Annotated in this window: 28 protein-coding genes; 3 read left to right on the forward strand and 25 right to left on the reverse strand. The window is 61.9% G+C overall.

Features of this window, described 5'->3' with window-relative positions:
• Positions 1-99 precede the first annotated feature (99 nt).
• The 12 genes from HWV67_RS28410 to HWV67_RS28465 form a co-directional block, all read right to left on the reverse strand.
• Complete coding sequence (locus HWV67_RS28410) at positions 100-888, reverse strand: TatD family hydrolase (protein ID WP_095155621.1); 789 nt, start codon at positions 886-888, stop codon at positions 100-102.
• Between the two features lie 41 nt (positions 889-929).
• On the reverse strand, positions 930-1,916 hold the full coding sequence (locus HWV67_RS28415) for a DNA polymerase III subunit delta' (protein ID WP_175653634.1): 987 nt from the start codon (positions 1,914-1,916) through the stop codon (positions 930-932).
• Positions 1,909-2,541 carry a dTMP kinase gene (gene tmk / locus HWV67_RS28420; RefSeq protein WP_095155619.1) on the reverse strand — a complete coding sequence of 211 codons (633 nt, stop codon included), beginning with the start codon at positions 2,539-2,541 and terminating at the stop codon, positions 1,909-1,911. The genes HWV67_RS28415 and tmk overlap by 8 nt, the downstream gene beginning before the upstream one ends.
• A 19-nt stretch (positions 2,542-2,560) precedes the next feature.
• A complete protein-coding gene (gene mltG, locus HWV67_RS28425; RefSeq protein WP_175653635.1) occupies positions 2,561-3,676 on the reverse strand; it encodes an endolytic transglycosylase MltG in 1,116 nt (371 codons plus the stop codon).
• A gap of 3 nt (positions 3,677-3,679) precedes the next feature.
• Positions 3,680-4,495: an aminodeoxychorismate lyase gene (gene pabC, locus HWV67_RS28430; RefSeq protein WP_175653636.1), complete on the reverse strand. Its 816-nt coding sequence runs from the start codon at positions 4,493-4,495 to the stop codon at positions 3,680-3,682.
• Positions 4,495-5,739 (reverse strand): beta-ketoacyl-ACP synthase II, encoded by a 1,245-nt coding sequence (gene fabF / locus HWV67_RS28435; protein WP_175653637.1) that lies wholly within the window; start codon positions 5,737-5,739, stop codon positions 4,495-4,497. The genes pabC and fabF overlap by 1 nt, the downstream gene beginning before the upstream one ends.
• Before the next feature lie 105 nt (positions 5,740-5,844).
• The gene (gene acpP / locus HWV67_RS28440) at positions 5,845-6,081 is read right to left on the reverse strand and encodes an acyl carrier protein (protein ID WP_010223225.1); all 237 of its coding nucleotides are present in this window, start codon (positions 6,079-6,081) and stop codon (positions 5,845-5,847) included.
• 195 nt (positions 6,082-6,276) lie between these two features.
• Positions 6,277-7,017: a 3-oxoacyl-ACP reductase FabG gene (gene fabG, locus HWV67_RS28445; RefSeq protein WP_095155615.1), complete on the reverse strand. Its 741-nt coding sequence runs from the start codon at positions 7,015-7,017 to the stop codon at positions 6,277-6,279.
• 15 nt (positions 7,018-7,032) lie between these two features.
• Complete coding sequence (gene fabD, locus HWV67_RS28450; protein WP_175653638.1) at positions 7,033-7,971, reverse strand: ACP S-malonyltransferase; 939 nt, start codon at positions 7,969-7,971, stop codon at positions 7,033-7,035.
• 125 nt (positions 7,972-8,096) lie between these two features.
• Entirely contained in the window at positions 8,097-9,107 is a 1,011-nt protein-coding gene (gene plsX, locus HWV67_RS28455) for a phosphate acyltransferase PlsX (RefSeq protein ID WP_175653639.1), read from the reverse strand.
• A gap of 3 nt (positions 9,108-9,110) precedes the next feature.
• Positions 9,111-9,293, reverse strand: a complete 183-nt coding sequence (gene rpmF, locus HWV67_RS28460) for a 50S ribosomal protein L32 (protein ID WP_010447173.1) — start codon at positions 9,291-9,293, stop codon at positions 9,111-9,113.
• A 13-nt stretch (positions 9,294-9,306) separates the two neighbouring features.
• Positions 9,307-9,834, reverse strand: a complete 528-nt coding sequence (locus tag HWV67_RS28465) for a YceD family protein (RefSeq protein WP_095155612.1) — start codon at positions 9,832-9,834, stop codon at positions 9,307-9,309.
• 238 nt (positions 9,835-10,072) lie between these two features.
• Between HWV67_RS28465 and HWV67_RS28470 the strand changes: the two genes are divergently transcribed.
• Positions 10,073-10,651 (forward strand): Maf family protein, encoded by a 579-nt coding sequence (locus tag HWV67_RS28470; RefSeq protein WP_175653640.1) that lies wholly within the window; start codon positions 10,073-10,075, stop codon positions 10,649-10,651.
• A gap of 50 nt (positions 10,652-10,701) precedes the next feature.
• Here HWV67_RS28470 and HWV67_RS28475 read toward each other — a convergent pair whose 3' ends face one another.
• Genes HWV67_RS28475 through rluC form a run of 3 tightly spaced genes read right to left on the reverse strand, consistent with a single transcriptional unit; the run spans position 10,702 to position 13,314 of the window.
• Entirely contained in the window at positions 10,702-11,685 is a 984-nt protein-coding gene (locus HWV67_RS28475) for a S49 family peptidase (protein ID WP_175653641.1), read from the reverse strand.
• A gap of 2 nt (positions 11,686-11,687) precedes the next feature.
• On the reverse strand, positions 11,688-12,368 hold the full coding sequence (locus tag HWV67_RS28480) for an HAD-IA family hydrolase (RefSeq protein ID WP_175653642.1): 681 nt from the start codon (positions 12,366-12,368) through the stop codon (positions 11,688-11,690).
• Complete coding sequence (gene rluC / locus HWV67_RS28485) at positions 12,358-13,314, reverse strand: 23S rRNA pseudouridine(955/2504/2580) synthase RluC (protein ID WP_095155725.1); 957 nt, start codon at positions 13,312-13,314, stop codon at positions 12,358-12,360. The genes HWV67_RS28480 and rluC overlap by 11 nt, the downstream gene beginning before the upstream one ends.
• A gap of 740 nt (positions 13,315-14,054) precedes the next feature.
• Here rluC and rne point away from each other — a divergent pair.
• Positions 14,055-17,273: a ribonuclease E gene (gene rne, locus HWV67_RS28490; RefSeq protein WP_175653643.1), complete on the forward strand. Its 3,219-nt coding sequence runs from the start codon at positions 14,055-14,057 to the stop codon at positions 17,271-17,273.
• Between the two features lie 99 nt (positions 17,274-17,372).
• Here rne and murB read toward each other — a convergent pair whose 3' ends face one another.
• The 8 genes from murB to HWV67_RS28530 all read right to left on the reverse strand — a co-directional run bounded on the left by murB (position 17,373) and on the right by HWV67_RS28530 (position 24,186).
• Positions 17,373-18,392, reverse strand: a complete 1,020-nt coding sequence (gene murB, locus HWV67_RS28495; protein WP_175653644.1) for a UDP-N-acetylmuramate dehydrogenase — start codon at positions 18,390-18,392, stop codon at positions 17,373-17,375.
• Positions 18,389-18,853, reverse strand: coding sequence for a low molecular weight protein-tyrosine-phosphatase (locus HWV67_RS28500; protein WP_175653645.1), 465 nt, complete (start codon positions 18,851-18,853; stop codon positions 18,389-18,391). Before HWV67_RS28500 ends, murB begins: the two co-directional genes overlap by 4 nt.
• Positions 18,853-19,617, reverse strand: coding sequence for a 3-deoxy-manno-octulosonate cytidylyltransferase (kdsB, locus tag HWV67_RS28505; RefSeq protein WP_175653646.1), 765 nt, complete (start codon positions 19,615-19,617; stop codon positions 18,853-18,855). Before kdsB ends, HWV67_RS28500 begins: the two co-directional genes overlap by 1 nt.
• Positions 19,614-19,799, reverse strand: coding sequence for a Trm112 family protein (locus tag HWV67_RS28510; protein WP_028633616.1), 186 nt, complete (start codon positions 19,797-19,799; stop codon positions 19,614-19,616). The genes kdsB and HWV67_RS28510 overlap by 4 nt, the downstream gene beginning before the upstream one ends.
• Before the next feature lie 38 nt (positions 19,800-19,837).
• Positions 19,838-20,845 carry a tetraacyldisaccharide 4'-kinase gene (gene lpxK, locus HWV67_RS28515; protein ID WP_175653647.1) on the reverse strand — a complete coding sequence of 336 codons (1,008 nt, stop codon included), beginning with the start codon at positions 20,843-20,845 and terminating at the stop codon, positions 19,838-19,840.
• Positions 20,845-21,276 (reverse strand): ExbD/TolR family protein, encoded by a 432-nt coding sequence (locus HWV67_RS28520; RefSeq protein ID WP_175653648.1) that lies wholly within the window; start codon positions 21,274-21,276, stop codon positions 20,845-20,847. The genes lpxK and HWV67_RS28520 overlap by 1 nt, the downstream gene beginning before the upstream one ends.
• The gene (locus HWV67_RS28525) at positions 21,273-21,911 is read right to left on the reverse strand and encodes a MotA/TolQ/ExbB proton channel family protein (protein WP_175653649.1); all 639 of its coding nucleotides are present in this window, start codon (positions 21,909-21,911) and stop codon (positions 21,273-21,275) included. Before HWV67_RS28525 ends, HWV67_RS28520 begins: the two co-directional genes overlap by 4 nt.
• 64 nt (positions 21,912-21,975) lie before the next feature.
• On the reverse strand, positions 21,976-24,186 hold the full coding sequence (locus HWV67_RS28530; RefSeq protein WP_175653650.1) for a DNA internalization-related competence protein ComEC/Rec2: 2,211 nt from the start codon (positions 24,184-24,186) through the stop codon (positions 21,976-21,978).
• A 155-nt stretch (positions 24,187-24,341) separates the two neighbouring features.
• Here HWV67_RS28530 and HWV67_RS28535 point away from each other — a divergent pair, with 155 nt between their 5' ends.
• Entirely contained in the window at positions 24,342-24,881 is a 540-nt protein-coding gene (locus HWV67_RS28535) for a DUF2062 domain-containing protein (RefSeq protein ID WP_175653651.1), read from the forward strand.
• Here the strand turns inward: HWV67_RS28535 and HWV67_RS28540 are convergent.
• Complete coding sequence (locus HWV67_RS28540) at positions 24,849-25,628, reverse strand: ABC transporter permease (protein ID WP_095155599.1); 780 nt, start codon at positions 25,626-25,628, stop codon at positions 24,849-24,851. The genes HWV67_RS28535 and HWV67_RS28540 overlap by 33 nt on opposite strands.
• Positions 25,625-26,557, reverse strand: a complete 933-nt coding sequence (locus tag HWV67_RS28545) for an ABC transporter ATP-binding protein (RefSeq protein ID WP_175653652.1) — start codon at positions 26,555-26,557, stop codon at positions 25,625-25,627. Before HWV67_RS28545 ends, HWV67_RS28540 begins: the two co-directional genes overlap by 4 nt.
• Between the last annotated feature and the right edge of the window lie 107 nt (positions 26,558-26,664).

The raw sequence follows: 26,664 nt of genomic DNA on the forward strand, positions 1-26,664 counted from the left end.
ATAAAGGTGATCATGGAGTGTTCGCCTTTGTTTACTCCTAATGGTCTTAACCCGGATTCCCCCCCCAGAACCCGGGTTTTTTTTGCCCGCGCGCCGGGCTCAGCCCTGCCGCACCCGGGCCAGCGGGAACAGCCGACGGAAATTCTCGGTGGTCTGGGCGGCCAATTGCTCATAACGCTCACCGCGAACCAGGGCGATAAACTCGGCAACATCCCGGACGTATTCCGGCAGGTTTGGCTTGCCCCGATGCGGAATGGGCGCCAGGTAGGGCGAGTCGGTTTCCACCAGCAGGCGATCGGCAGGCACCTGGCGAGCCACATCCCGCAAAGCGTCGGCATTACGGAACGTGACAATCCCCGACAACGAGATGTAATAGCCCAGGTCCAGCGCCGCACGTGCCATCTCCCAATCCTCGGTGAAACAGTGCAGCACTCCGGCCTGTGGCAGTGCCGCCTCGCGCAGCAGTGCCAAGGTGTCCGCCCGCGCTGCGCGGGTGTGAATAACTACCGGTTTGCCGGTGATGCGTGCGGCGTCCAGATGCAGTCGGAACGACGCTTGCTGCAACTCGGCCGCCTCCGGCTCGTAGTGATAATCCAGCCCGGTCTCGCCAATCGCGACAACATTGGGGTGGTTCAGCTCCTGCAACAGCCAGTCCAGTGCCGGCGCCTCCCCCGGCGCCAGGTCCAGCGGATGGATACCCACCGAACAATCGACATCCTCATAGCGCTCTGCCAGTGCCTTGACCTGGGCCGCGTTGTCGGCACTCACCCCGATACAGAGAAAATGCCCCACCCCACGGGCCCGCGCGGCGGCCAGCGCGGCATCCAGGGAGCCGTCATGGGCGGAAAGGTCAAGGCGATCGAGGTGACAATGGGAATCTACGAGCATGGCGAAATGACAACACTGAAAGGGATTGGAAACGCGGCTGATCAGCGCTGACCCGGCAGCATGGCCCAGGAGGCCAGCAGCGCTTCGAGCAACAGCACGCGATTGAGGTTGGCTTTGGACAGGACTTTCTGCCGCTGGGCGAGAATCCAGTCCTGAATGTCCAGCACCTTGGCCTGCGAACTCTTCTGCGCCATGTACTGCACCACTTTGCGCATATCGGCCAAGCCAAGGCCGTCTTCATCCTGGGTCAACTGATAGCGCAGGATCAGGTTCGACCAGTCGCAGAACCAGTCAAAAAGATGCAGCAGGGAAATGGCATTCCAGGATTCGGCAAGCTGGGTCGGGGATTGCTGTTGCTTGAGCAGCTTCTTCACCCCTTCGACCACCTGCGCCCGATGCTCACGCACACCCTGCGCCTGCAGGTTGACGGCCATCAACGGGGAGCCAGCGGCCAGGCTCAGCAGCTCGGCGCGCTCCTGCTCATCGCAATCCGGTAGCGCCGAGGCCAGCCACGCGAGGCTCTGCGCTTCGCCCGGCTGGGGGCACGCCACTTGCTGGCAGCGACTCTTGATCGTAGGCAGCAGGCGGCTTGGCTGATGAGTGACCAGCAACAGCACGGTATTGCCCGAAGGTTCTTCGAGGCTCTTGAGCAAGGCATTGGCGGCATTCACGTTCATCGCTTCGACCGGCTCGATCAGCACCAGCTTGCGTCCGCCCAATTGGGCGGTCTGGGTGACGAAACCGACCAGGTCACGAACCTGATCCACCTTGATAGGCTTGTCCGCCTCTTCCGGCTCCAACACGTAGTTGTCCGGATGGCTACCCGCGGCCAGCAACATGCAAGACTTGCACTGTCCACAGGCCTGCAACGCCTCCGGCCGCTGGCACAACAGCAGCGCCATCAGGCGCTCGGCCAGCGCGCGCTTGCCAATACCCTGCGGGCCATGCAGCAGATAGGCGTGGGCATGACGGCTGCGTCCGGCAAGCTGCTGCCAGAGCGTCGCCTGCCACGGGTAGGCCTCAGCCACGGCAACGCTCCACGATCTGCCCGACCAGGCCATCCAGCGACTGCTGAACCTGAACCAGCGGCTGCGCCGCGTCGATCAGGCGATAACGCTGAGGATCCGCCTTGGCACGATCGAGATAGGCCTGACGCACTGCCTGGAAAAAGTCCTGCCCTTCCTGCTCGAAACGGTCCAGACGTCCCCGTGCGGCAGCACGGGACAGACCCACTTCCACCGGCAGGTCGAACAACAGGGTCAGGTCCGGCTGCAAGCCACCCTGGACAAACTGTTCCAGCATCGCGATGCGCTCGACGCTCAGACCGCGCCCGCCGCCCTGGTAGGCATAGGTGGCATCGGTAAAGCGATCGCACAGAACAACGGCGCCACGCGCCAACGCCGGACGAATCACCTCGGCCAGATGCTGGGCCCGGGCGGCAAACACCAGCAACAGCTCGGTATCGGCGTTCATTTTCTCGTCGCTGGGGGCCAGCAACAGCTCGCGAATCCGCTCGGCCAGTGGCGTGCCGCCAGGCTCACGGGTCAGCACCACATCCAGACCCTGGTCGCGCAGGTGCCCGGCCAGATAGTCACGGTTGGTGCTCTTGCCCGCGCCTTCCGGACCTTCCAGGGTAATAAACAAACCGCTCACAAGCCGTCCTCGTTAGTGTTCATTGCGAAGGAGATTCGCCAGTGGCAGGCGCCTCGACCGGTGCCGCCGGGGCATCCGACTGCTCGTTGCCATTTGCCGGCTGAGGTGCCGGGCTGGAGCGATAGTCCGCGCGACGCTTGAGCTGATACTCGCGGACCGCCGAATTGTGCGCATCCAGATCATCGGAGAACACATGACTGCCATCGCCACGGGCAACAAAGTACAGGCTACTTCCCGACGCGGGATTGAGCGCCGCATGAATCGCCTCGCGGCCGACCATGGCGATCGGCGTCGGCGGCAGCCCGGGAATCACATAGGTGTTGTAGGGCGTGGATTCACGCAGGTCGGCACGGGTGATCTTGCCGTTATAGCGCTCACCCATGCCGTAGATGACTGTCGGATCGGTCTGCAGCAGCATGCCGATGCGCATCCGCCGGACAAACACACCGGCAATCTGCCCGCGCTCCTGCGCAACGCCGGTTTCCTTCTCAACCAGCGATGCCATGATCAGCGCCTGATAGGGATCGCGATAAGGCAGATCAGCGGGACGCTCGGCCCACTCCTTCGCCAGGACTTCTTCCAGGCGGGCGTAGGCCTGCTGCAGCAGCTCTTCGTCCGTCATGCCGCGAACGAATTTATAGGTATCCGGGAAGAACCGGCCTTCAGGGAAAACAGCGGGATGCCCCAGGCGATCCATCACTTCGCTGTCACTCAGACCGTCGAGGGTGTGCTTGATCTTGTCATGCTTTGCCAGCGCGGAGCGCACCTGACGGAAGGTCCAGCCCTCGACCAGGGTCAGGTTGTATTGCACGACGTCGCCACGCCGCCAGTCTTCGAAGAGGTCGCTGACCGTCATGCCGGGTGTCATCCGGTATTCACCGGTATGCAGCGGCACGCCCGCCATGTTGAAGCGCCAGTAAAGGCGCAACCAGAACGCGTCATCGATCAGGCCGCTGTTTTCCATGCGATAGAACATGCGATTGGGGTTGGTGCCCGTGGGGACATCCAGCAACTGCTCGCCGGACAGGTGCAGCGGCTGCTTCACCGCTGAACTGACTTTCCAGGCGGAATACCCAAGCACCAGGCCGGCCAGGATCAGACCGATCTCCAGCAACAGCAACAATTTACGTCTCACGAATCAGGCATCCAGTAGCGTACGGGCAATGGCCTGCAGTTTACGGGTGAGAGGCCCCGGCGACCAGTTCAGCGATGCAAATGAACGCACCGGCCAGATGCCGTAGACACTGTTGCAGACGAACACTTCATCGGCCTGCTCAAGGTCTGCCATCGACAGGTCGGTGACGCTCACCGCGACGCCCTCCCCGGCCGCAGCCTCCAGCAAGGCGGCACGCATCACCCCAGCGACACCGCAGCGACTCAGGTCAGCGGTCAGCAGGGCATTGTTGCGCACCAGGAACAGGTTGCTGTAGACCCCTTCGATCACCCGCCCCGACACATCAAGCATCAATCCTTCTGCGTACTCGGCGCCCTGCCATTCAGCACGAGCCAGTACCTGTTCCAGGCGATTGAGATGCTTGAGACCCGCCAACAAAGGCTGCTCGGCCAATCGGGTACGACAGGCAAAGAGGCGGACCCCCTGCTCGGCATGCTCGATGGGATATGCGGGGGCAGGATTGCCCTGGAGGATACGGCGCGGTATCGCACCTGCGGCGGCGGCGTAGCCTCGCTGGCTATCACCCCGGGTGAGAATGAGCTTGAGCACGCCATTGCCAAGCAAGGCGGCGTATCGACACAGCTCATCACGAATCAGCGCGTGATCAGCCTCGATCGCCAGGCGCTGGCAACCCAGCGCCAGGCGGTCGAAGTGATACTCGAGCAGGGACGGTCGCCCTGCGATGACAGCGATGGTCTCGAACAGACCATCGCCATAAGCCAGGCCGCGGTTGTGCAGCGCCAGGGAATCGGCACTGTGACCATCGACCCAGGCTTGCATCAGCCCGCGAACCGGCGGAACACCAGCGAACCGTTGGTACCGCCAAAGCCGAACGAGTTGGACAGGACCACATCGATGGGCATGTTGCGCGCCTCATGCGGAACGAAATCCAGGTCACAACCCACATCGGGCTCGTCCAGGTTGATGGTCGGTGGCGCCACCTGCCCGTTGATCGCCAGGACACTGAAGATCGCCTCGACAGCACCCGCAGCCCCCAGCAAGTGACCGGTCATCGACTTGGTCGAGCTGACTGCCAGCTTGTAAGCGTGCTCGCCGAACACCGACTTGACCGCAGCAACTTCCGCCAGGTCACCCGCCGGCGTCGACGTGCCGTGGGCGTTGATGTAATTGACCTGGGCCGGGGCGACACGTGCATCACGCAAGGCGTTGGCCATGCAGCGAGCCGCGCCGGCGCCGTCTTCGGGCGGCGAAGTCATGTGGTAGGCGTCACCGCTCATGCCGAAACCGACCAGCTCGGCGTAAATGGTTGCGCCTCGAGCCTTGGCGTGTTCCAGCTCTTCCAACACCAGGGCGCCGGCACCGTCGGACAGTACGAAACCGTCGCGGCCTTTGTCCCAAGGACGACTGGCGCGAGTCGGCTCGTCATTGCGGGTCGACAGTGCGCGCGAAGCACCAAAGCCGCCCATGCCAAGGCCGCAGGCAGCCATCTCGGCACCGCCGGCAATCATCACATCAGCTTCGCCGAAAGCGATGTTGCGCGCCGCCATGCCAATGCAATGGGTACCCGTGGTACAAGCCGTGGCAATGGCGTAGTTAGGCCCCTGCACACCCAGGTGGATGGACAGGAAACCGGAAATCATGTTGATGATCGAACCAGGCACGAAGAACGGCGAAATACGCCGCGGGCCCTGATCATGCAAGGTACGACTGGTTTCTTCGATGTTGGTCAGGCCACCGATGCCTGAACCCATGGCCACGCCGATACGCTCACGGTTTGCATCGGTAACTTCCAGGCCGGCGTTACGAACCGCCTGAAAACCGGCAGCCAGACCGTACTGAATGAACAAATCGAGCTTGCGAGCTTCCTTGAGCGACAGATACTGCTCAACCTCGAAGCCCTTTACCGAGCCGCCAAAACGGGTGGAGTAGGCAGAAAGGTCTGTATGCTCGATCAGACCAATGCCACTGCGGCCAGCCAGAATGCCCTGCCAACTGCTCGGTACATCGGTACCCAATGGCGACAGCATACCCATACCGGTGACCACGACGCGTCTACGCGACACAGCACTCTCCTTATTCTGGATGTCTACATTTCTCGCAAAGAAAAAACCGCACGCCAGCAAAGGCAGTGCGGTTTTTCCCTGACAAGAAGCAACGACTACAAAGTCTTAAGCCTGGTGGCTGTTGACGTAGTCGATAGCAGCTTGAACAGTAGTGATCTTTTCAGCTTCTTCGTCAGGAATCTCGGTCTCGAATTCCTCTTCCAGAGCCATCACCAGCTCAACGGTATCAAGGGAATCGGCACCCAGATCTTCTACGAAAGAAGATTCGTTTTTCACTTCTTCTTCTTTAACGCCCAGTTGCTCGGCGACGATTTTCTTGACGCGTTCTTCGATGGTGCTCATACCTTGTTTTCACTCCTAATGGACATATGTCAGGCAGCTGGCCGGTGTGTAAGTTTATAGAAAGACGCCTGCTTTTCAAGCGTAAAGCGCCCTTCGAACATGACACCTGCCGGCTGCCTAGAATTTGATTGCAGCTTTATAACGGATTTTAGTCAGCTCGTATGACATTTTTTTAAAGCAATCCGTCACATTTGACTACATGTACATCCCGCCGTTGACTGGAATGGTTGCACCAGTCACGTATGCCGCGCCGTCGGATGCCAGGAACGAAACCACTTTCGCGATTTCATCAGCCTGCCCCAGACGACCCAGCGGAATTTGCGTCTGCAGCGCTTCGCGCTGAGCTTCCGGCAACTCGCGGGTCATGTCGGTATCGATAAAGCCGGGAGCCACCGAGTTGACGGTAACAGCGCGGGAACCGACTTCGCGAGCCAGCGCACGGCTGAAGCCTTCCAGGCCGGCCTTGGCCGCAGCATAGTTCACCTGGCCAGCATTACCCATGGCACCCACCACCGAGCCGATGCTGATGATACGACCCCAACGTGCCTTGGTCATGCCGCGCAGAACGCCCTTGGACAAACGGTAGAGGCTGTTGAGGTTGGTGTCGATGACATCGAACCACTCGTCGTCCTTCATCCGCATCATCAGGTTGTCGCGGGTGATACCGGCGTTGTTCACCAGAATGGTCGGTGCACCGAACTGCGCCTGAATGGCAGCCAGAACCGAGCTGACAGATTCATCGCTGGTGACATTGAGTTCCAGCCCGGTACCCGTGATGCCGTGCTCCTTCAGGGTGGCAGCAATGCGCTCTGCACCCGAAGCGGAAGTGGCGGTACCGATGACGGTTGCGCCCTGGCGCCCCAGCTCCAGTGCGATGGCTTGACCAATACCACGGCTGGCGCCGGTGACCAATGCAACTTTACCTTGCAGACTCATGCAAGCTCTCCTAATTCAGGCCAGCGCCGCACGGGCGGCGGCGACGGCATCCGGGGTATTGAGGTTGTAAGTGGTTACGCCATCGGCGCACCGCTTGTTCAGGCCGGCCAGAACCTTGCCCGGGCCACACTCGACCAATTGCACCGCGCCCTTGCCGGCCAGCGCCTGTACGCACTCGACCCAGCGGACCGGTTTGTAGAGTTGTTCCAGCAGATCACGCTTGAGGGTATCCAGATCGGCCGCCACGCCAGCACTGACGTTCTGGACAACCGGAATCTCGGGAGCTTTCCACTCGATCGCGTTGACCGATTCGGCAAAGCGCTCGGCAGCCGGACGCATCAGCTCACAGTGCGATGGAACGCTGACCGGAAGCGGCAGCGCACGCTTGGCGCCGCGAGCCTTGCAGCCCTCGATGGCACGCTCGACCGCAGCCTTTGCACCGGCGATGACAACCTGGCCTGGCGAGTTGAAATTGACGGCGCTGACCACTTCGCCCTGGGCCGCTTCGGCACAAATGGCGACAACATCAGCATCGTCCAGACCAAGAATCGCCGCCATGGCGCCTTGCCCGGCCGGAACGGCCTCCTGCATCAGTTGACCGCGACGCTCGACCAGCCTGACCGCGTCAGCCAGAGTCAGGCTGCCGGCGGCGACCAGGGCACTGTATTCACCCAGGCTGTGGCCCGCGACAAAAGCAGGACGCGCGCCACCTTCAGCCAGCCACAGACGCCACAGGGCGATAGAGGCGGTCAGGATGGCGGGCTGGGTTTTGTCGGTTTGATTGAGTTGCTCTTCCGGGCCGTTCTGGATCAAAGCCCAGAGATCGTAGCCCAGAGCCTCGGAGGCCTCACGGAAGGTGTCGATGACCAGCGGGTGCTGGGCGCCCAGCTCGGCAAGCATGCCGAGCGACTGCGAACCTTGACCAGGAAAGACGAATGCGAGGGATGCAGACATTGAACAAGCCCCTAGTGATCTTGTCGTCGAAAATTAAGTGTCCAGCCGTAGCTGGACACAAGAAACTGAACGTTGGATGGTAACGAGAACCAAGCGGTCACATTTAACCACTTCCTTGCGAATGCCTAAAGCAACAGATCTTCGAGACGCCCGTGCAAACGTTGCGGCAGGTTCTCCTGGATTTCGATCAGTGCGCGCTGGATCGCACTTTGAAAGCCCTGGACGCCGGCCGAGCCGTGGCTCTTGATGACGATACCCTGCAGCCCGAGAAAACTTGCGCCATTATGCCGCGCCGGAGCGAGGTCGGCCTGCAGGCGCTTGAGCAGTGGCATGGCCATCGCCCCCACCAATCGCGTGGCGATCCCGCCGCGAAACAGGGCCTCGATACGCGCGGCGATCATGGTCGCCAACCCCTCGCTGGACTTGAGCAGAATATTGCCCACAAAACCGTCACACACCACCACATCCGCCTCACCACGATACAGGCCGTCACCCTCGACAAAACCGATGTAGTTGAGGCCGCGCGCCTGCTGCAAAAGGCTCGCCGCAAGCTTGACCTGCTGGTTGCCCTTGATGTCTTCCGTACCGATATTGAGCAACGCCACGCGCGGCCGGCTGATACCCAACGCCTGAGCCGCCACCGAACCCATTACCGCGAACTGATAAAGGTGCTCGGCACTGCAGTCGACATTGGCTCCCAGATCGAGCAACTGGCAATAACCCGTCTGGGTCGGGATCGCCGCCACCATCGCCGGGCGATCAATACCCGGCAACGTTTTAAGCACGTACCGTGAAAGCGCCATCAGCGCACCGGTATTGCCGGCACTGACACAGGCCTGCACCTTGCCATCGCGCAATAATTCGAGGGCCACGCGCATTGATGAGTCAGGCTTGCCACGCAATGCCTGCGAGGGACGCTCGTCCATGCCGATCACTTCGCTTGCCGCAACGATTTGCAGACGCGCGCGATCCGCAGCCGGCTGGCCAACGATCAGGTCTTCAAGAAGGGAGAGTTGACCGACGAGGGTCAGATGAAGCGAGGGTGTAGCAGAAAGGCAAGCGAGACTCGCCTGAACAATGCTGCGGGGACCGAAGTCCCCGCCCATTGCATCAACCGCAATGATCTGAGCGGACAAGGATTACTCGTCAGCGCCCTTGTCGATCACTTTACGACCACGGTATACGCCTTCTGGCGAAACGTGGTGGCGCAGGTGAACTTCACCGGTGGTTTTTTCTACGGACAGTGCGCTGGCCTCGAGGGCGTCGTGCGAACGGCGCATGTCACGGGCAGAGCGGGATTTTTTGTTCTGCTGAACAGCCATAATTGATTAACTCCTAAACGTTTGGGTCACGCTTTAACTGCGCCAATACACTGAACGGGTTGGACCGCGTTACCTCGTCCTCGCTCGATTCGGGCTCATCGGCGCCCGCCGGCTGCTGGCATTCTTCCGGATGATGAGCAGGCACAATGGGCAAGGCGAGCAGAAGCTCTTCCTCGATCAATGCCTGCAGATCCAAAGGATCCTCGCCCAGTTCCAGCACGTCATAACCTTTCGGCAACGACTGGGTATTCGCACCCTCCTTCACCACAACGTAAGTACATTCGCTGTGGATCGGCAGGGTGACCAGCTCAAGACAACGCTGGCAAACCATCTTGACCTCGACGTTCAGGTCGGTGTGTACAACCACCGAGTTCTGCTCGTCTCGTTCAAAATCGAATTTGGCCTGCACCGTACCGACATTGTCGGAAAGCGGGTCGCAGAGTCTCTCCAAACTGGCAAGCGTTACGTTTCCTTGGATGGAAACGCCACGATCGGCCAATTTGCGCGGGTCAACGTGAGGTGGAATCGGGTCATTCAACATAGGCGCAGCATTCTAGGGATGCCCCCCGCCCCTGTCAAAGGAAATTCAGCCCAGTTCAACATGTTAGGCTTTGTACGAAATGTATTCGAGCGAAGGCCAGGCAAGGCGAAAACAGGCGAGGAAGCGGAGTTGACTGGTTGTCAATGAGCATTCCGAGCCTGTTTTCAACGCAGCATGGGCGAGTTCGGATGCATTTCGTACAGAGCCTTGAATCGGCCAACCTGCACTGGAGTAACTCATGCTGCCCTTGATACTGGCTTCCAGCTCCCCCTACAGGCGCGAATTGCTGGCGCGCCTGCAACTGCCCTTCGACTGGGCCTCGCCAGACATCGACGAGCGCCGCCTGGACGAAGAGCCCGCCGTTGAGCTGGTCAAGCGCCTCGCCCGGGAAAAGGCACACGCCCTGGCCCAGCGCCACCCTGCACACCTGATCATCGGCTCCGACCAAGTGGCGGTCCTCGGCGAACAGATCCTCGGCAAGCCGCACACCTTCGACAAAGCCTGCGAACAACTGCTTGCCGCGAGCGGCAACCATGTCACCTTCCTGACCGGCGTCGCCCTGCTCAACAGCGATAGCGGGGAATGCCAGGTCGACTGCGTGCCTTTCACCGTGCACATGCGCGAGCTTGACCTGGCGCGCATCGAGCGCTACCTGCACATCGAGACACCCTACGATTGCGCAGGAAGCTTCAAGTGCGAAGGCCTGGGCGTGAGCCTGTTCCAGAGCACCCACGGCAGCGACGCCACCAGCCTGATCGGCCTGCCGCTGATCCGCCTGGTGGACATGCTTATAAAAGAAGGCTTCAGCATCCCTTGACCCAATAAAAAGCCGGCCCCTCAGGACCGGCTTTTTCATCGCACCAACAATCAGCGCAGCGTCGGACCCTGGAAGCCCATCCACATGGCCAGGTGCTCAGCAACGCTGGCACCCAGACGCTTGGAAAAGCGATCAAACGGCGACTCCTTGACGGTAAAGTCCACCAGATCCTTTTCGCCCACGACATCCCGCGCCACATAGCCCGCACTACCCAAGGCATCTACCAGGCCCAGACCTACGGCCTGCTCGCCAGACCAGATCAACCCGCTGAACAGCTCAGGGTGCTCCTTGTCTTTCAGGCGCTCGCCACGGCCCTGCTTCACGCTGGCAATGAACTGTTTGTGAGTGGTTTCCAGCACACTCTGCCAGAACGCCGTCTCTTCGGGCTTCTGCGGCTGGAACGGGTCAAGGAACGCCTTGTGCTCCCCTGCCGTGTAAGTCCGCCGCTCGACGCCGAGCTTTTCCATGGTCCCGACAAACCCGTAACCGGCAGCCGTCACACCAATCGAACCGACGAGACTGGCCTTGTCGGCATAGATCTGATCAGCTGCGCTGGCGATGTAGTAGGCCCCGGAGGCACCCAGGTCGGTGATGACCGCATAGAGCTTGATATCGGGATACTCGCCGCGTAGGCGACGAATCTCGTCGTAGACATAGCCGGACTGTACCGGGCTACCACCAGGACTGTTGATGCGCATGACCACAGCCTTGGTCTTGGGATCCTTGAAGGCCGCGCGCAGGCTGGCAATGATGTTATCGGCGCTAGCCTCTTCCTGGTCGGCAATCACACCACGCAGTTCCACCAGCGCGGTATGCCCGGAACCACCAACCGCCCCCTTCTCCATATCCATCAACGGCGTCAGCAGGAACAGGAGGCCGAACAGGTAGAGAAAGGTCAGCAGCTTGAAAAATATCCCCCAACGCCGCGCCCGGCGCTGCTCTTGCACACCGGCCAGCAGGGTTTTCTCCAGCAACTTCCAGCTTTTGCCATCTTCGCTCTGCTCTTCGCGAGGCGCCTTCCACTCATCGACCATGCTTACCTACCCTGGAGTTCCGGTGCAGCAACCCGACCAAGCCAGGCCTGCAACTGTGAGAAGTGTTCGATAGACAACTGCGGTTCATAAACGCTCAGCGCTTCCAGCGACATTGCCCCATAACCCACCGCCACCGAGTGCATCCCGGCGTTTTGCGCCATGAGCAGGTCGAACGAAGAATCCCCGACCATCAAGGCACGGGACGCAGGGACTCGGCAATGATCGAGAATCTCCTGCAGCATCAACGGATCAGGCTTGCCCCGACTCTCATCGGCAGCACGGGTGATATCGAAGAAATCCTCCCAGCCATTGGCCCGCAGCACTCGATCCAGCCCCCGCCGGGCCTTGCCGGTAGCCACTGCCAGACGGTAGCCCTCGGCGCGAAAAGCGTCCAGCGCCTCGATAACACCGGGAAACAGCGGCGAAGGCTGGTCATCCAGAGCCATGTAGATATCGGCGTAGTGCTGACGGAAGGCCATGACTTCGGCCTCCACCAACTCGGGGTACAGCGTACTGATCGCCTCAGGCAAGGCCAGACCAATGATGCCCTTGACCGCGTCGTCCTCGCACAATGGATAGCCCGCACGCCGCGCGGCAGCGTGCATCGCCTCGACAATGCGACCGATCGAGTCGGCCAGCGTGCCGTCCCAATCGAAAATCAGCAGATCGTAATCACGCCGCACTCAGTCGCTCCACGGTCTGGGACCACATTTCATCCACCGGCGCCTCAAGCTTCAGCTCACCACCATCCGGCAGCGGCACGGTCAGGGCATAAGCATGCAGGAACAGACGCTTGCCACCCAGCTCGCGGATTTCCCGCGTGAAGTCTTCGTCGCCGTATTTGCTGTCGCCAGCGATGCAGTGCCCGGCGTGCAAGGCATGCACGCGGATCTGGTGGGTCCTTCCTGTGATAGGACGAGCCTCGACCATGGTTGCGAAATCACCGAAACGGCGCAGGACGCGGAAGATCGTCAGCGCCTCCTTGCCTTCTTCATTGACCTCGACCATCCGCTCCCCGGAGCGCAGGTTGCTCTTGAGCAACGGAGCATTGACCTGCTTCTTGGCGGTCGCCCAGTGTCCGCGAACCAGCGCCATATACCGTTTGTCGATGCCGTCGCCGCGCAACGCAGTATGCAGATGGCGCAACATGCTGCGCTTCTTGGCGATCATCAACAGGCCGGAGGTGTCACGGTCCAGGCGATGGACCAGCTCCAGCTCCTTGGTGTCCGGACGCAACTGCCGGAATGCTTCGATCACGCCAAAGTTCAGGCCGCTACCACCATGCACGGCGATGCCGGCCGGCTTGTTGAGTACGATCAGCGCCTTGTCTTCGTAGACAATGGCGGCTTCCAGTCGCTGCAACAGGCCCTGGGCTACCGGAACCGGTGCGTCGCGCTCAGGCAGACGAACGGGCGGGACGCGGACAACATCGCCGGCCTGCAGCTTGTATTCAGGCTTGATCCGACCTTTGTTAACCCGCACTTCGCCTTTACGCACAATGCGGTAAATCAAGGTCTTGGGAACGCCCTTGAGGACGTTGATGAGGAAATTATCGATGCGCTGGCCGGCAAGTTCCGGCGCGACTTCAATCAGTTGAACACTGGAAGCCGGGGGGGTATTGGTCGTCATTTGCGGGATCATAACAATTTTTTATGGATTTGAAGCACTTAATGATTGCTGCTATAGTCGCGAACGCCGCCAAAAGCGGCTGGCCAGCGGACCAATGGCTTCAAGCCTGCCCTGACCTACGCAATTCTTGAGGACGCGAGGCCGTCCGACGGGGCTTTCGCCAGTTTACAGAAATGCCTGGAATCGCCACCAGCACCGATGAGAGAAGACCGATAAAAAACAATAAGAGCGGTATTTGACCCTCCCACCCCGTTTTTTTCGATGCCACTCCTTCAGTGCCAACGCTTCCACGCAGTCATGGCGGATACTTCGGAAATACCAGCCTTAGCCATGAAAATGCGCGGGCTCCCGAATTGAGCCGGCGATAAATGCAACCCGTTGCGGATTCAGCGCGCGGCAGCACCCGACTTTCAGGGATACGTGTAGGGTGGAGATGCACAACCGTCGGACCGTGTAGTACCGCGTCCAACCCGCGGGCCCCTGGCTCCGCGACAGGACCTGGTCTTGATCGAGATGCCCCCGGGCGTCCATGGCCGAAGGCTGATTCCTCCTCCTGACTGAGTGCATGACACCACAGCAAGCAGGAAGCGTCGTCGCGGTTTCGTGAGCACTGGATATCAGTCGACCGAATACCGCTGGACACGGGATGGTTCGCCACCCCTGACGCACCTGACACCGACCGTGAAGAAGTCGTGTGTGCCGAACGCCGTTTCCGGCAGCCCGGAAACCGACGGTATTACATGAAAAGAATGCTGATTAACGCGACTCAACCCGAAGAGTTGCGCGTTGCTCTGGTAGACGGCCAACGCCTCTACGACCTGGACATCGAGTCCGGTGCCCGCGAGCAGAAGAAGGCCAACATCTACAAAGGCCGGATTACCCGTATCGAACCCAGCCTCGAAGCCGCTTTCGTCGACTTCGGCTCCGAGCGTCATGGTTTCCTGCCCCTGAAAGAAATTTCCCGCGAGTACTTCAAGAAGTCGCCCGAAGGCCGGGTGAACATCAAGGAAGTGCTGAGCGAAGGCCAGGAAGTCATCGTCCAGGTCGAGAAAGAAGAGCGTGGCAACAAGGGCGCCGCCCTGACCACCTTCATCAGCCTCGCTGGCCGCTACCTGGTCCTGATGCCGAACAACCCGCGTGCCGGCGGTATCTCCCGCCGCATCGAAGGCGAAGAGCGCAATGAACTGCGCGAGGCCCTCAACGGCCTGGTAGCCCCTGCCGACATGGGCCTGATCGTTCGCACCGCCGGCCTTGGCCGCAGCAGCGAAGAGATGCAATGGGACCTGGATTACCTGCTGCAACTCTGGACCGCGATCAAGGAAGCCTCGCAAGACCGCTCCGCGCCATTCCTGATCTACCAGGAAAGCAACGTCATCATCCGCGCCATCCGCGACTACCTGCGCCAGGACATCGGCGAAGTGCTGATCGACAGCATCGATGCCCAGGAAGAAGCCTTGACCTTCATCCGCCAGGTCATGCCGCAGTACGCCAGCAAGATCAAGCTGTACGAAGACAGCGTTCCGCTGTTCAACCGCTTCCAGATCGAAAGCCAGATCGAAACCGCCTTCCAGCGCGTAGTCGACCTGCCGTCCGGTGGCTCGATCGTGATCGACCCGACCGAAGCCCTGGTTTCCATCGACATCAACTCGGCGCGCGCCACCAAGGGCAGCGACATCGAGGAAACCGCACTGCAGACCAACCTGGAAGCGGCCGAGGAAATCGCCCGCCAACTGCGTCTGCGTGACATCGGCGGTCTGATCGTCATCGACTTCATCGACATGACGCCGGCCAAGAACCAGCGTGCTGTCGAAGAAAAAGTCCGCGAATGCCTCGAAGCCGACCGTGCTCGCGTTCAGGTCGGTCGCATCTCGCGCTTCGGCTTGCTGGAAATGTCCCGTCAGCGTCTGCGCCCGTCCCTCGGCGAGAGCAGCGGCATCGTTTGCCCACGCTGCAGTGGCACCGGCATCATCCGTGACGTCGAATCCCTGTCGCTGGCCATCCTGCGCCTGATCGAAGAAGAAGCCCTGAAGGACCGCACCGCCGAAGTCCGCGCCCAGGTCCCGATTCCGGTCGCCGCCTTCCTGCTCAACGAAAAACGCAACTCGATCACCAAGATCGAACTGCGTACTCGCGCCCGCATCATCATCCTGCCGAACGATCACCTCGAGACGCCGCACTTCGAAGTCCAGCGTCTGCGCGATGACAACCCGGAAGCCCTGACCGGCCAGTCCAGCTACGAAATCGCCGCTGCCGAGGTTGAAGAAGTTCAGCCTGCCGCCGCGACCCGCACCCTGGTTCGCCAGGAAGCTGCGGTCAAGACTGCCCCGGCCCGCGCCAACGCCCCGGTACCGGTCGCCGACGAGCAACCTGCTCCGGCTCCTGTGCATGTCGCACCGGAACCAAGCCTGTTCAAGGGCCTGGTGAAATCGCTGGTCAGCCTGTTCGCCGGCAAGGATGAGCCTGTCAGCGCACCTGCTGCTGCCGAGAAGCCTGCCGCCGAGCGCCCGCAGCGCAACGAAGAGCGTCGCAACGGTCGCCAGCAGAGCCGCAACCGCAACGGTCGTCGCGACGAAGATCGCAAGCCACGCGAAGAGCGCGCGGAACGCGCCCCACGTGAAGAGCGCCAGCCTCGCGAGGAAGTGCAGAACCGCGAAGAGCGTGCTCCTCGTGCTCCACGCGAAGAACGCCAGCCGCGTCCGCCGCGTGAAGAGCGTCGTCCTCGCGAAGACCGTCCGGTCCGCGAACTGCGCGAGCCACTGGATGCCGCCCCTGCCGTTCGCGAAGAACGTCCTGAGCGTGCGCCACGCGAAGAGCGCCAGCCGCGCGAAGAACGTGCTCCACGTGAAGAGCGCGCACCGCGCGAAGAGCGTGCACCTCGCGAGGAACGCGCTCCACGTGAAGAGCGTGCACCTCGTGAAGAACGCGCTCCCCGCGAAGAACGCGCACCACGTGAGGAGCGCCAGCCGCGTCCACCGCGTGAAGAGCGTCAGCCACGCCCTGCCGAGCAGGTAGAAGAGGCTGCTGAAGAGCAACTGCCAAACGAAGAACTGCTGCAGGACGACAACCAGGAAGGCGCCGAAGGCGAACGTCCACGTCGCCGCTCCCGCGGTCAGCGTCGTCGCAGCAACCGTCGTGAGCGCCAGCGCGATGCCAATGGCAACGTCGTGGAAGGCAGCGAAGACGGCACCGACGAAGACCTGGAGCCTACCGGCGCCGAACTGGCTGCCGGCCTGGCCGTAACGGCCGCGGTAGCGACCAGCAACATCAGCGCCAACGCCGAGGCGCAAGCCAACGAGCAAGCCGAGCGCGCTACTGCTGTAGTTGAAGAAGCGGTCAAGCCAGTCGAAGCAACCTCCCTGCAAACTGAAATCGCAGAAGTTGCCGAAGCGGTCCAGCCTGCTGCCGAAGCGGTCGAAACCAACATCGCGCCGGTCGTCGAGCAACCCGCCGCCGTAGTCGAAGTTGTCGAGCCGACTGCCGCTCCGGTTGTTGAGGTCGTCGAAGCTGCACCACAGCCAGTCGAAGCCCCTGTCGAGGTGCCTGCACCTGTCGAGGCCGAGCCAGTCGCCGCTGCGCAACCTGAAGTTCAGGAACCAGTGGTGGTGGTCGAGCCGGTTGCTGCTGAACCCGCTCCGGTAGAAACCCCAGCTCCAGCGGCGCCAGCCGTTGTTGCCGAGGAAGCGCCGGTAGAACAGCCAGCCGAAACCGAAGCACCGGTAGCAACCCTGGCGAATGGCCGTGCACCTAACGACCCTCGTGAAGTGCGTCGCCGCAAGCGTGAAGCCGAAGCAGCCGCTGCTGCCGCAGCCAGCGCAGCGGTCACTACCGAGGTAGTTGTTGCCGAGGCCGAACCGGTTGTCGAGGCTCCGGTCCAGCAGGAAGAAGCGCCTGCCGAAGCCGTTGAAGCGCCAGCTCCAAAGGCCCTGGAAACCACGGAAGAACAGAAGCCACTGTTCTAACGCCAAGGCAATAAAAAGCCCCGCCAGTGAAAGCTGGCGGGGCTTTTTTATTCAGCCTTGAAAAAGCGCGGAGCATCAAGGCCTCCGCGCCCAAAAGCCTCAATACAGATTCGGCTCCATCTCCAGCTCGACGCCGAAGCGCTTGAAGATATCAGCCTGGATCTTCCGGGCCAGCTCATGCAACTGCGAGCCGCTGGCCTGACCATGATTGACCAGCACCAGCGCCTGCAACTGGTGCACGCCAGCATCGCCATCGCGATACCCCTTCCAGCCCGCCGTTTCGATCAGCCAGCCCGCAGCCAGCTTCACCTGGCCGTCAGCCTGTGGATAAGCCACCAGGCTCGGTTGATCCAGACGAATACGCGCCGCCAGTTCAGCACTGATCACCGGGTTCTTGAAAAAGCTTCCGGCGTTGCCCAACTGCGCCGGATCCGGCAGTTTCTCCCGGCGAATGCTGCAGATCGCGTCGCTGACCTGCTGCGCGCTCGGCTGTTCGATGCCGTGCTCGCTGAGACGCTGGCGCACAGGCCCGTAGTCCAGATGCAGCGGGGCATTGCGACCCAGCGCGAAACGCACCCGCAAAATCACCCAGCGCCCCGGGTTACGCTTGAAGAAGCTGTCGCGATAGGCGAAGTCGCACTCTTCCAGACTGAAGTCGCGCAACTCGCCGGTCTGGCGATCCAGCGCGGTCAGGCCGGCGAAGACATCCTTGATTTCGACGCCATAGGCGCCAATGTTCTGCATCGGCGCCGCACCCACGGTCCCCGGAATCAGGCTCAAATTCTCCAGCCCGACCAGACCATGCGCCAGCGTCCACTGCACGAACGGATGCCAGGGCTCGCCCGCTTCCGCCTCAACCACCACCCGCCCGGCATCGTCGGACAGCAGCCGGATACCGGAGCTGTCCATCCGCACCACCAGCGCTGGAATGTCCTGGGTCAGCAGCAGGTTACTGCCGCCGCCAATCACCATCACGGGCAATTGGTGCTCGCCGGCATAGGCCAGCAAACCACGAACGTCGTCATCGCTGCGGGCCTGGGCGAAGTAACGCGCCGTCACCTCGATACCGAAGCTGTTGAACGGTTTGAGGGAGACCTGAGATTGCACGGCCGCGCTCATAGACGCCCCTTCAATTCGATAACCAGCCCGCGGCACGCCGCCTCGATCAGGTCGAGCACCTGCTCGAAGCCCTGTTCGCCGCCGTAGTAAGGGTCCGGAACTTCATCGATTGCGCCTTCGTAACGACGCAGAAACAGGTCCAGCTCAGCACTCGCGTGCCCAGGCCGCAGGCTCTGCAGGTTGGCAAGATTGCTCTTGTCCATCGCCAGGATCAGGTCGTACTCGTTGAAATGCTCGACGCGGACCTGCTGCGCGCGCTGGCTCGACAGGTCATAACCGCGCAGTTGCGCGGCACGCCGGGTGCGGCTGTCGGGCTGCTTGCCGACATGCCAGTCACCGGTCCCGGCCGAAGCAACCTCGATCACATCGGCGAGCCCGGCTTTCGTCAATTGATGACGCAGTACACCTTCGGCGGTCGGCGAGCGGCAGATATTGCCCAGGCAAACGAACAGAACGCGCATCAAGCCTCCAGCAAGCGCCGCACGCGCTCAAGGTCTTCCGGGGTATCAACGCCGACGGGCGGCGCTTCCAGGGCATCGGCCACATGAATCCGCACGCCATGCCAAAGTGCCCGCAGTTGCTCCAGCGCCTCGGCCTTCTCCAGCCAGCATGGGCCCCAACCCACGAAGTCCTGCAAGAAACCCGCGCGGTAGGCGTACATGCCGATGTGGCGACGATAAGGCACGCCTTCAGGCAAGCGGTCACGGCTTTTGGCGAAAGCATCGCGAGCCCAGGGCAACGGCGCCCGACTGAAGGTCAGGGCCAGGCCGTTGCAGTCGGCGACTACCTTGACCACATTGGGATTGAACAGCGACTCGACGTCTTCGATAGGCTCGCCGAGGGTGGCGATGCCTGCCTCCGGATGCTCGGCCAGGTTGGCCGCCACCTGGTCGATGATCGAGGGCGGGATCAGCGGCTCGTCACCCTGAACGTTGACCACGATGGCATCGGCCGCCAGGCCCAGGGCAGCAGCCACTTCGGCCAGGCGGTCGGTGCCGGATTCATGGTCTTCACGGGTCAGCAGCACCTCGGCACCGAAGGCCTTGCAGGCCTCGACGATGCCGGGATCATCGGTGGCGATGACCACCCGGGTAGCACTGCTTTTGCGCGCTTGCTCCCAGACATGCTGGACCATCGGCTTGCCGGCGATGGGCAGCAACGGCTTGCCTGGCAGGCGTGTCGAGCGCAGGCGGGCCGGGATCACGACAGTGAAGGCAACGCTCATTTGTCCAGGCGCTCGTCATCAGTAAGGGTACGGGCTTCGCTTTCCAGCATCACCGGAATGCCGTCCCGAACCGGATAGGCCAGGCCGGCGCCCTTGCTGATCAGCTCGGTCTTGTCGGCGCTGAGCTTGAGCGGGCCTTTGGTGATCGGGCAAGCGAGGATATCGAGCAGTTTGGTGTCCATGGAAAGTCCTCAGGCGTGTGGCCGGAAACAGAAAAGAATCAGGGCTGCCGGGCCGGCAGCAGGCGCGTCAGTTGCTCATCGAGCCAACGCACGAAAGCCGGCGACGGCTGTGCGTCGACGGCAAGGTACCACCAGTCCGGCGCGGCGAAACTGCGGCATTTCACAGCATCCTTCTCGGTCATCACCACCGGCAGCACCGGGCTGAAGCTCAGGGCTTGCGGGCTGAAGGCGGCGTGATCGGCGAAGGGATGCGGCACAGGCTGCCAGTTTAGTCCCTGCAAGGTATTGAAGAAACGTTGCGGGTTACCGATGCCAGCCACGGCATGCAACGCCTGGCCAGCGGGGAAGTGATCCAGCGGGCGGCGCTCGCCGCTGCTCAGGTTGACCAGCGCGGTGGGCTGGAGGGTGAACGCGAAACCGTCTTCGCGATCGGCCGCAGCCCCGTTGTAGAGCAGCGCATCGACCTCTTGCAGACGCTCGGCAGGTTCACGCAATGGCCCCGCAGGCAGGCAACGGCGATTACCGAGTCCGCGGGCGGCATCGATCAGCACCAGTTCCAGGTCGCGAGCCAGGCGATAGTGCTGCAGACCGTCGTCGCAGAGAATCAGATCCAGCGGTTCGGCCTCAAGCAGCGCACGCACCGCTTGCGAACGGTCCGGATCAATCATCAACGGCACGCCGCTGCGCTGGACGATCAACAGTGGCTCGTCACCGGCCTGGCTGGCCGGCTGGTCGGCGCGTACCCGCCAGGGTAACTGTGGCGGGGTGGCGCCATAGCCACGACTAACCACGCCAACGCGCAGGCCGCGCTGGCGACAATGTTCGATCAGAAAGAGAATCAGCGGGGTCTTGCCGGTGCCGCCTACGGTGATGTTGCCCACCACCAGCACCGGCACGGGCGCGCGATAGATATCACCCTGCCCCGCCAGAAAGCGCTCGCGCTTGCCGCGCACCACCTTGCGGTACAGCGCTTCCAGCGGGGACAACAGCGCAAGCAGCGGATGGCCTTTATACCAGGCCTCCAGCAGGCGATCGGCGAAAGCCATCAGGGCGTCCCCGGCGCAGCCTCGACCGTGGTCATGCGCAGGTGGCTGAAGCCGAGCTTGCCGGCCGCGTCCATTGCAGTCACCACGGCCTGGTGCGGTGTCTTGCCGTCAGCGCTGATCGCCAGCGGCAGCTTGGTGTCACCGCCCGCTTCCTTTTGCAGCGCCTCGGTCAGGGTGGCCAGGTCGCTCTTGGGCAGCAGATGGTTGTTCACCGAATAAACGCCGTCGGCGCTGATGCTGATTTCCACCAGCTTCTGCTCGGAGTCCGGCACCGGCGCGCCGCTCGCGGCCTCTGGCAGTTCCACGCGCAACTGGGTTTCGCGGGTGAAGGTGGTCGTGACGACGAAGAACAGCAACAGGATGAAGACCACATCGATCAACGAAGCCAGGTTGATATCAACGTTCTCGCGTTGCTTGCGCCGAAATTTCACGCCTTGCTCCCGGCAGCCAGATCAACGTCACGGTCGCCCTGCACCACCTCGACCAGCTTGATCGCCTCCTGCTCCATCCCGACCACCAGTTCATCGATCCGGCGCTGCAGGAAACGGTGGAAGAACACCGCAGGAATACCGACCATCAGGCCCGCAGCCGTGGTGATCAGTGCCTTGGAGATACCGCCAGCGAGCACCGCGGCATTGGTGGTCATGCCGGAGCCCATGAACGAACTGAAGATATCGATCATGCCCAGCACGGTGCCGAGCAGACCCAGCAACGGCGCCATCGCGGCGATGGTGCCGAGGGCGTTGATGTAGCGCTCCAGCTCATGGATGACCCGGGCAGCAGCCTCCTCAATGCACTCTTTCATGATCTCGCGACCATGACGGGAGTTGGCCAGGCCTGCGGCGAGGATCTCGCCCAACGGCGAATCGGCACGCAGCGCCTTGAGCTTTTCAGTGTTGAGCTGCTTGTCCTTGATCCAGCGCCAGACCTGCCCCAGCAGGTGTGGCGGTGTGACGCGACTGGCGCGCAGGGTCCACAGACGTTCGGCAACGATAGCCATGGCAGCGATGGAACTCAGAATGATCGGCAGCATCATCCAACCACCGGACTTGACCAATTCCCACACTTTAAGGACCCCCTCGGAAAAAGTTCTGCACTCTACCATAGGGGGCCGTGGCTGCCGAAGACTGTCACGTCGGTTCGCGCCAGAAACGGCGCTGCTCGCGCAGGCCATGGGGCGCGCCGAAACTGCCCAGGCGCAGGCGCACCGCACCCAGCAGCGCGCTGTCATAGGTGGCGATGCCCAATGCCGCGTACCGCGCCATGACCAGCGGCGCGGGATGACCGAAACCGTTGTGACGTCCGCGAGAGATCAGCACGCCGCCAGGCGCCAGGGTTCTGAGGAAACGCGAGCTGGAAGAACTCTTGCTGCCGTGATGCGGCGACTGCAGCCAGTCCACCGGGCCAGCCTGAAATCCCTCCAGCCACGCCTGCTCGGCATGGCGGTCGATATCGCCGGCCAGCAACAACGTTTCGCCCCCGGCCTCTACGCGAAGGGTGCAGGAATGCTGGTTGCTGTCAGTGGCCTGCGCCCACTGCCAAAGTGAAAACCGCACGCCATCCCACTCCCATTGCTCTGCGCTGCTACACGGTTCGGCCTGCAGCGCTTCGGCCATCTCGTCCGGCTCGCCACCGAGCACCCGCCGCACTGGCAAGCCACGCTGCACCGCGAGCGCGCCACCGGCGTGATCAGCATGGGCGTGACTGAGCACCATCAGGTCCAGGGCCTTCACTCCCAGCTTGTGCAGGGTCGGCAGCACCACCAACTCGCCAAGGTCCACCTCGGCCCGCGTCGGGCCTGCATCAAAGAGCATTGCGTGCTGACGGGTGAGCAAGACGTACGCCTGCCCCTGCCCTACATCCAGTTGCCAGACTTCCACCTGCCCTTCGGGAATCCCCTCTCGCGGAGTGAAGCCCGCCAGCAACAACAACGGCCAGCCGAGCACGCGCATAGGCAGCCCACTGGGCAGCAGTAACAAAAACGCCCCGACAGCCACCAGGAGCCAGCTCCACAGCGGTAATTGCGGGGCGATCCAGGCCGGTTGCCAGGCGGCCAGCCAAGCGAGCAGATCGAAAAGGACGTTGAGCAATGCACCGGCCAGCCAGAGCAGGCTTTCGCCGATGATTGGCAGCGGCAGAAACAGCGTACCCAGCAGTGCCAGCGGCAACACCAGGATACTTAGCCACGGCACAGCGAACAGATTGGCCAGCGGCGCACTGAGGCTGACCGGCAGCCCAAGCGCAAGCAACACCGGCAGCAATCCAATCGCGATAAACCACTGCGCCCGCCCCCAGGCCAGCCACGCCGACCAGGCACCGAGGCGGCCGCTGAAAATCAGCAACAGCACCGCCACCGCCGCGAACGACAACCAGAAACCGGGCAACAGACTGGCAAGGGGTTCGAACAACAGCACGCCATTGAGGGCAATCAGCAACGGCCAGGCGATGCCGAGGTGCCGGTAGCGCAAGCGCCAGGCCAGCACCACCGCGAGCATGATGCAGGCCCGCTGCACGGGCACCTGGAAACCGGCCAGCAAGCCATAGCCGAGCGCAGCGGCGAAGGCCAGCCCGCAGGCCCACGGCAACCACGGCAGGCGCCGCGGCCACCAGCCCAGTCGCGCCAAGCCACTGACCAGCGCGTAGACCAGCCCCGCGAGCAAGCCGATATGCTGCCCGGAAATCACCAACAGGTGGACCGTGCCGGTGGCCTGCAAGGTCTTCCAGTCCTCCCGCTCAAGCCCTGCGCCATCACCGAGCACCAAGGCAATCAGTGCTTGTTCGCGGCCATCGGCATCGACCGCCAGCAGGCGCTGGCGAATGCCATCACGCCACGCCGCACTGGCAGGCTCCAACCGCTCGCCGGCCTTGACCGTCCCCAGCGCGCCGATGCGTCTGGCCAGCAACACCGCCTGCGGATCGGTCGCATGAGGATTGAGCAAACCGTGTGGACTTTTGAGGCTCACCGCCAGGCGCCAGCGCTCGCCACTTCTGACTGGCGGCCCTTCCGGCCAGCTCAAACGCAGCAGATGCGGTAGCTCAGCGCGGCGGGACTGCGCCTCGGCCAGTTCGAAACGGACGCCACGCTCGCCTTGCTCCGGCAACCCGACCACCCGCCCTTCGAGCCACAGCGTGCGGCCATCCAGATCCCGCGCCAGACGATCATTCAGCGCGCTCTGGGCGCACAGACAAGCCCAACACAGGCCAAACAGGAAAAACGCCAACGGGAAGGCGCGCCGCCAGAGGCAAACCAGCCCCAACAACGCGAAGGTGACCAGCCAACCGACGGACGGCAGCTCCGGCATGAATCTCAGGCACAACAGCCCGAGCGCGAGCGACAACATCCCTGTGCGCGTCATTTGTACTCCGATTGAACAAAACCCCTCCGCAGGCTTAGATCAACACGGGCCAACGCTCACTTATTAATTGTCACAAAGTCTGAATAGTCACTAGTTGTAATACGTGCATACTTGCCCACTTCCGACCGCCGAGACCCCACATGCCGCGTCGACTTTTCAAACGCTACATGCCCGATCCGACGAGCATCCGGGAACACAAGTCCTTACGATTCCTCGGTCGGCTGCTGCATGACGCCAACCTCTGGCACCTCAACCGTCACTCGGTGGCCCGGGCCATGGCAGTTGGTATTTTCGCCGCCTTCATTCCGATTCCGATGCAGATGTTGGCGGCCGCCAGCCTGTCGATCCTGGTGCGCGGCAACATGCCGATCGCCGTCAGCCTGGTCTGGCTGACCAATCCGATCACCATGCCGCCGGTGTTCTATTGCACCTATCAGATGGGCGCTTGGTTGATGCAGATTCCGGCCCGCACGCTGCCGGAAGAAATCACCTTCGAATGGATCACCGACCAGTTATCCACATTGTGGCAACCCTTCCTTCTCGGTTCGGTAGTGTGCGGCGTGCTGCTCGGCGCCCTGGCCTACTGCCTGACCATGCTCTACTGGCGCTGGTGGGTAGGCCGGCAGTGGCGCCGGCGCAAGGCGAAATCAGCTGCGCATTCCACGTCCGCTGATCAGTAGGCGAACACACCCGAAATACAGCACCGCGGTGGCGACCAGCATGAAGGTGATGGCAACGCCGATACGGATATCCGACACGCCGAGAATGCCGTAGCGGAACGAGTTGACCATGTGCAGCACCGGGTTGGCCATCGACACGGTCTGCCAGAACGGCGGCAGCAGGTTGATCGAATAGAACACCCCGCCGAGGTAGGTCAGGGGCGTCAGGACGAATGTCGGAATAATCGAGATATCGTCGAAGTTGCGTGCAAAGACCGCGTTGATGAAGCCCAGCAGCGAGAAGATCGTCGCGGTCAACAACACCACCAGCACCGTCACCCCCAGGTGATGCACCTGCAGATGGGTGAAGAACAGCGACAGCAAGGTCACGATCACCCCTACCGCCAGCCCGCGCAGCACACCGCCAAGGGTGTAGCCGATCAGAATGGTGTGCGGCGAGACCGGTGAAACCATCAGTTCTTCGATGGAACGCTGGAACTTGCTGCCGAAGAAACTCGACACCACGTTGCCGTAGGAGTTGGTGATCACCGACATCATGATCAGCCCCGGCACGATGTACTCCATGTAGGTGAAGCCACCCATGTCACCGATCTGCCGGCCGATAAGGTTACCGAAGATGACGAAGTACAGAACCATGGTGATCGCCGGCGGCAGAAGGGTCTGCGGCCAGATCCGGGTGAAACGGCGTACTTCGCGGTAGACGATGGTGTTGAGGGCGACCAGATTGGCGCGCAGCTCCGAGCTCATATCGCCACCTTGGAGAGATTCTTTTCAACCAGGGACACGAACAACTCCTCGAGACGATTGGTCTTGTTGCGCAGGCTGATCACTTCGATGTTCTGCAAGGCCAGTTGGCCGAACAGCGCGGTGATGCCCACTTCCTTGTCGACCTGGACTTCCAGGGTGTGCGGATTGATCAGGCGGCAGGGATAACCGGCCAGTTGCGGCGTCTGCGCCAGGTCATGCTTCAGGTCGAGCACGAAGGTTTCGACATGCAGCTTGCCCAGCAACTGGCGCATGCTGGTGTTTTCGACAATGGTGCCGTGATCAATGATGCCGATGTTGCGGCACAACTGTTCAGCCTCTTCCAGGTAGTGCGTGGTGAGGATGATGGTGATGCCCTGCTGGTTCAGTTCGGTGAGGAAGCCCCACATCGAACGGCGCAGCTCGATATCCACACCCGCAGTCGGCTCATCGAGGATCAGCAGGCGAGGCTCATGGATCAGCGCGCGGGCGATCATCAGCCGGCGCTTCATGCCGCCGGACAGCGAACGAGACGGCACATCGCGCTTGTCCCACAGCCCCAGTTGCGTCAGATATTGCTCGGCGCGCTCGTTGGCAACCTTCGGCGGAATACCGTAGTAGCCGGCCTGGGTGACGACGATGTCGAAGGTCTTTTCGAACTGGTTGAAGTTGAACTCCTGAGGCACCACACCGATGCTGCGCTTGAGCGCGGCGGGCTGGCGGTCCAGGTCGTGACCGAAGACACTGACGCTGCCGCTGGTCTTGTTCACCAGGGTCGAGAGAATGCCGATGGTTGTGGACTTGCCGGCGCCGTTGGGGCCGAGCAACGCGAAGAAGTCACCTTCGGCGACGTCCAGATCAATGCCCTTGAGGGCCTGGAAGCCGTTGCCGTAGGTCTTGGTTAGCTGCCGAATGGACAGAGCAGAACTCATAGCGGTTTTTTGCACCGTTGGAATTGTTCGTGAGTCAGGCGGCGAACGGGCGCACCCGTCGCATTAATGCGGGCCATGGTGCAAGCCCCGGCCACACAAGTACAGTC

Source organism: Pseudomonas sp. Marseille-P9899 (assembly GCF_903166565.1).
GTDB lineage: Bacteria > Pseudomonadota > Gammaproteobacteria > Pseudomonadales > Pseudomonadaceae > Aquipseudomonas > Aquipseudomonas huaxiensis.

Excerpts from the sequence above, each read along its gene's own strand:
- HWV67_RS28410 (WP_095155621.1), bottom strand. The coding sequence starts at position 888 with ATGCTCGTAGATTCCCATTGTCACCTCGATCGCCTTGACCTTTCCGCC.
- pabC (WP_175653636.1), bottom strand. The coding sequence starts at position 4,495 with ATGCAAGCCTGGGTCGATGGTCACAGTGCCGATTCCCTGGCGCTGCAC.
- acpP (WP_010223225.1), bottom strand. The coding sequence starts at position 6,081 with ATGAGCACCATCGAAGAACGCGTCAAGAAAATCGTCGCCGAGCAACTG.
- fabG (WP_095155615.1), bottom strand. The coding sequence starts at position 7,017 with ATGAGTCTGCAAGGTAAAGTTGCATTGGTCACCGGCGCCAGCCGTGGT.
- fabD (WP_175653638.1), bottom strand. The coding sequence starts at position 7,971 with ATGTCTGCATCCCTCGCATTCGTCTTTCCTGGTCAAGGTTCGCAGTCG.
- rpmF (WP_010447173.1), bottom strand. The coding sequence starts at position 9,293 with ATGGCTGTTCAGCAGAACAAAAAATCCCGCTCTGCCCGTGACATGCGC.
- HWV67_RS28465 (WP_095155612.1), bottom strand. The coding sequence starts at position 9,834 with ATGTTGAATGACCCGATTCCACCTCACGTTGACCCGCGCAAATTGGCC.
- HWV67_RS28470 (WP_175653640.1), top strand. The coding sequence starts at position 10,073 with ATGCTGCCCTTGATACTGGCTTCCAGCTCCCCCTACAGGCGCGAATTG.
- HWV67_RS28475 (WP_175653641.1), bottom strand. The coding sequence starts at position 11,685 with ATGGTCGATGAGTGGAAGGCGCCTCGCGAAGAGCAGAGCGAAGATGGC.
- rluC (WP_095155725.1), bottom strand. The coding sequence starts at position 13,314 with ATGACGACCAATACCCCCCCGGCTTCCAGTGTTCAACTGATTGAAGTC.
- rne (WP_175653643.1), top strand. The coding sequence starts at position 14,055 with ATGAAAAGAATGCTGATTAACGCGACTCAACCCGAAGAGTTGCGCGTT.
- murB (WP_175653644.1), bottom strand. The coding sequence starts at position 18,392 with ATGAGCGCGGCCGTGCAATCTCAGGTCTCCCTCAAACCGTTCAACAGC.
- HWV67_RS28500 (WP_175653645.1), bottom strand. The coding sequence starts at position 18,853 with ATGCGCGTTCTGTTCGTTTGCCTGGGCAATATCTGCCGCTCGCCGACC.
- kdsB (WP_175653646.1), bottom strand. The coding sequence starts at position 19,617 with ATGAGCGTTGCCTTCACTGTCGTGATCCCGGCCCGCCTGCGCTCGACA.
- HWV67_RS28510 (WP_028633616.1), bottom strand. The coding sequence starts at position 19,799 with ATGGACACCAAACTGCTCGATATCCTCGCTTGCCCGATCACCAAAGGC.
- lpxK (WP_175653647.1), bottom strand. The coding sequence starts at position 20,845 with ATGGCTTTCGCCGATCGCCTGCTGGAGGCCTGGTATAAAGGCCATCCG.
- HWV67_RS28530 (WP_175653650.1), bottom strand. The coding sequence starts at position 24,186 with ATGTTGTCGCTCGCGCTCGGGCTGTTGTGCCTGAGATTCATGCCGGAG.
- HWV67_RS28535 (WP_175653651.1), top strand. The coding sequence starts at position 24,342 with ATGCCGCGTCGACTTTTCAAACGCTACATGCCCGATCCGACGAGCATC.
- HWV67_RS28540 (WP_095155599.1), bottom strand. The coding sequence starts at position 25,628 with ATGAGCTCGGAGCTGCGCGCCAATCTGGTCGCCCTCAACACCATCGTC.
- HWV67_RS28545 (WP_175653652.1), bottom strand. The coding sequence starts at position 26,557 with ATGAGTTCTGCTCTGTCCATTCGGCAGCTAACCAAGACCTACGGCAAC.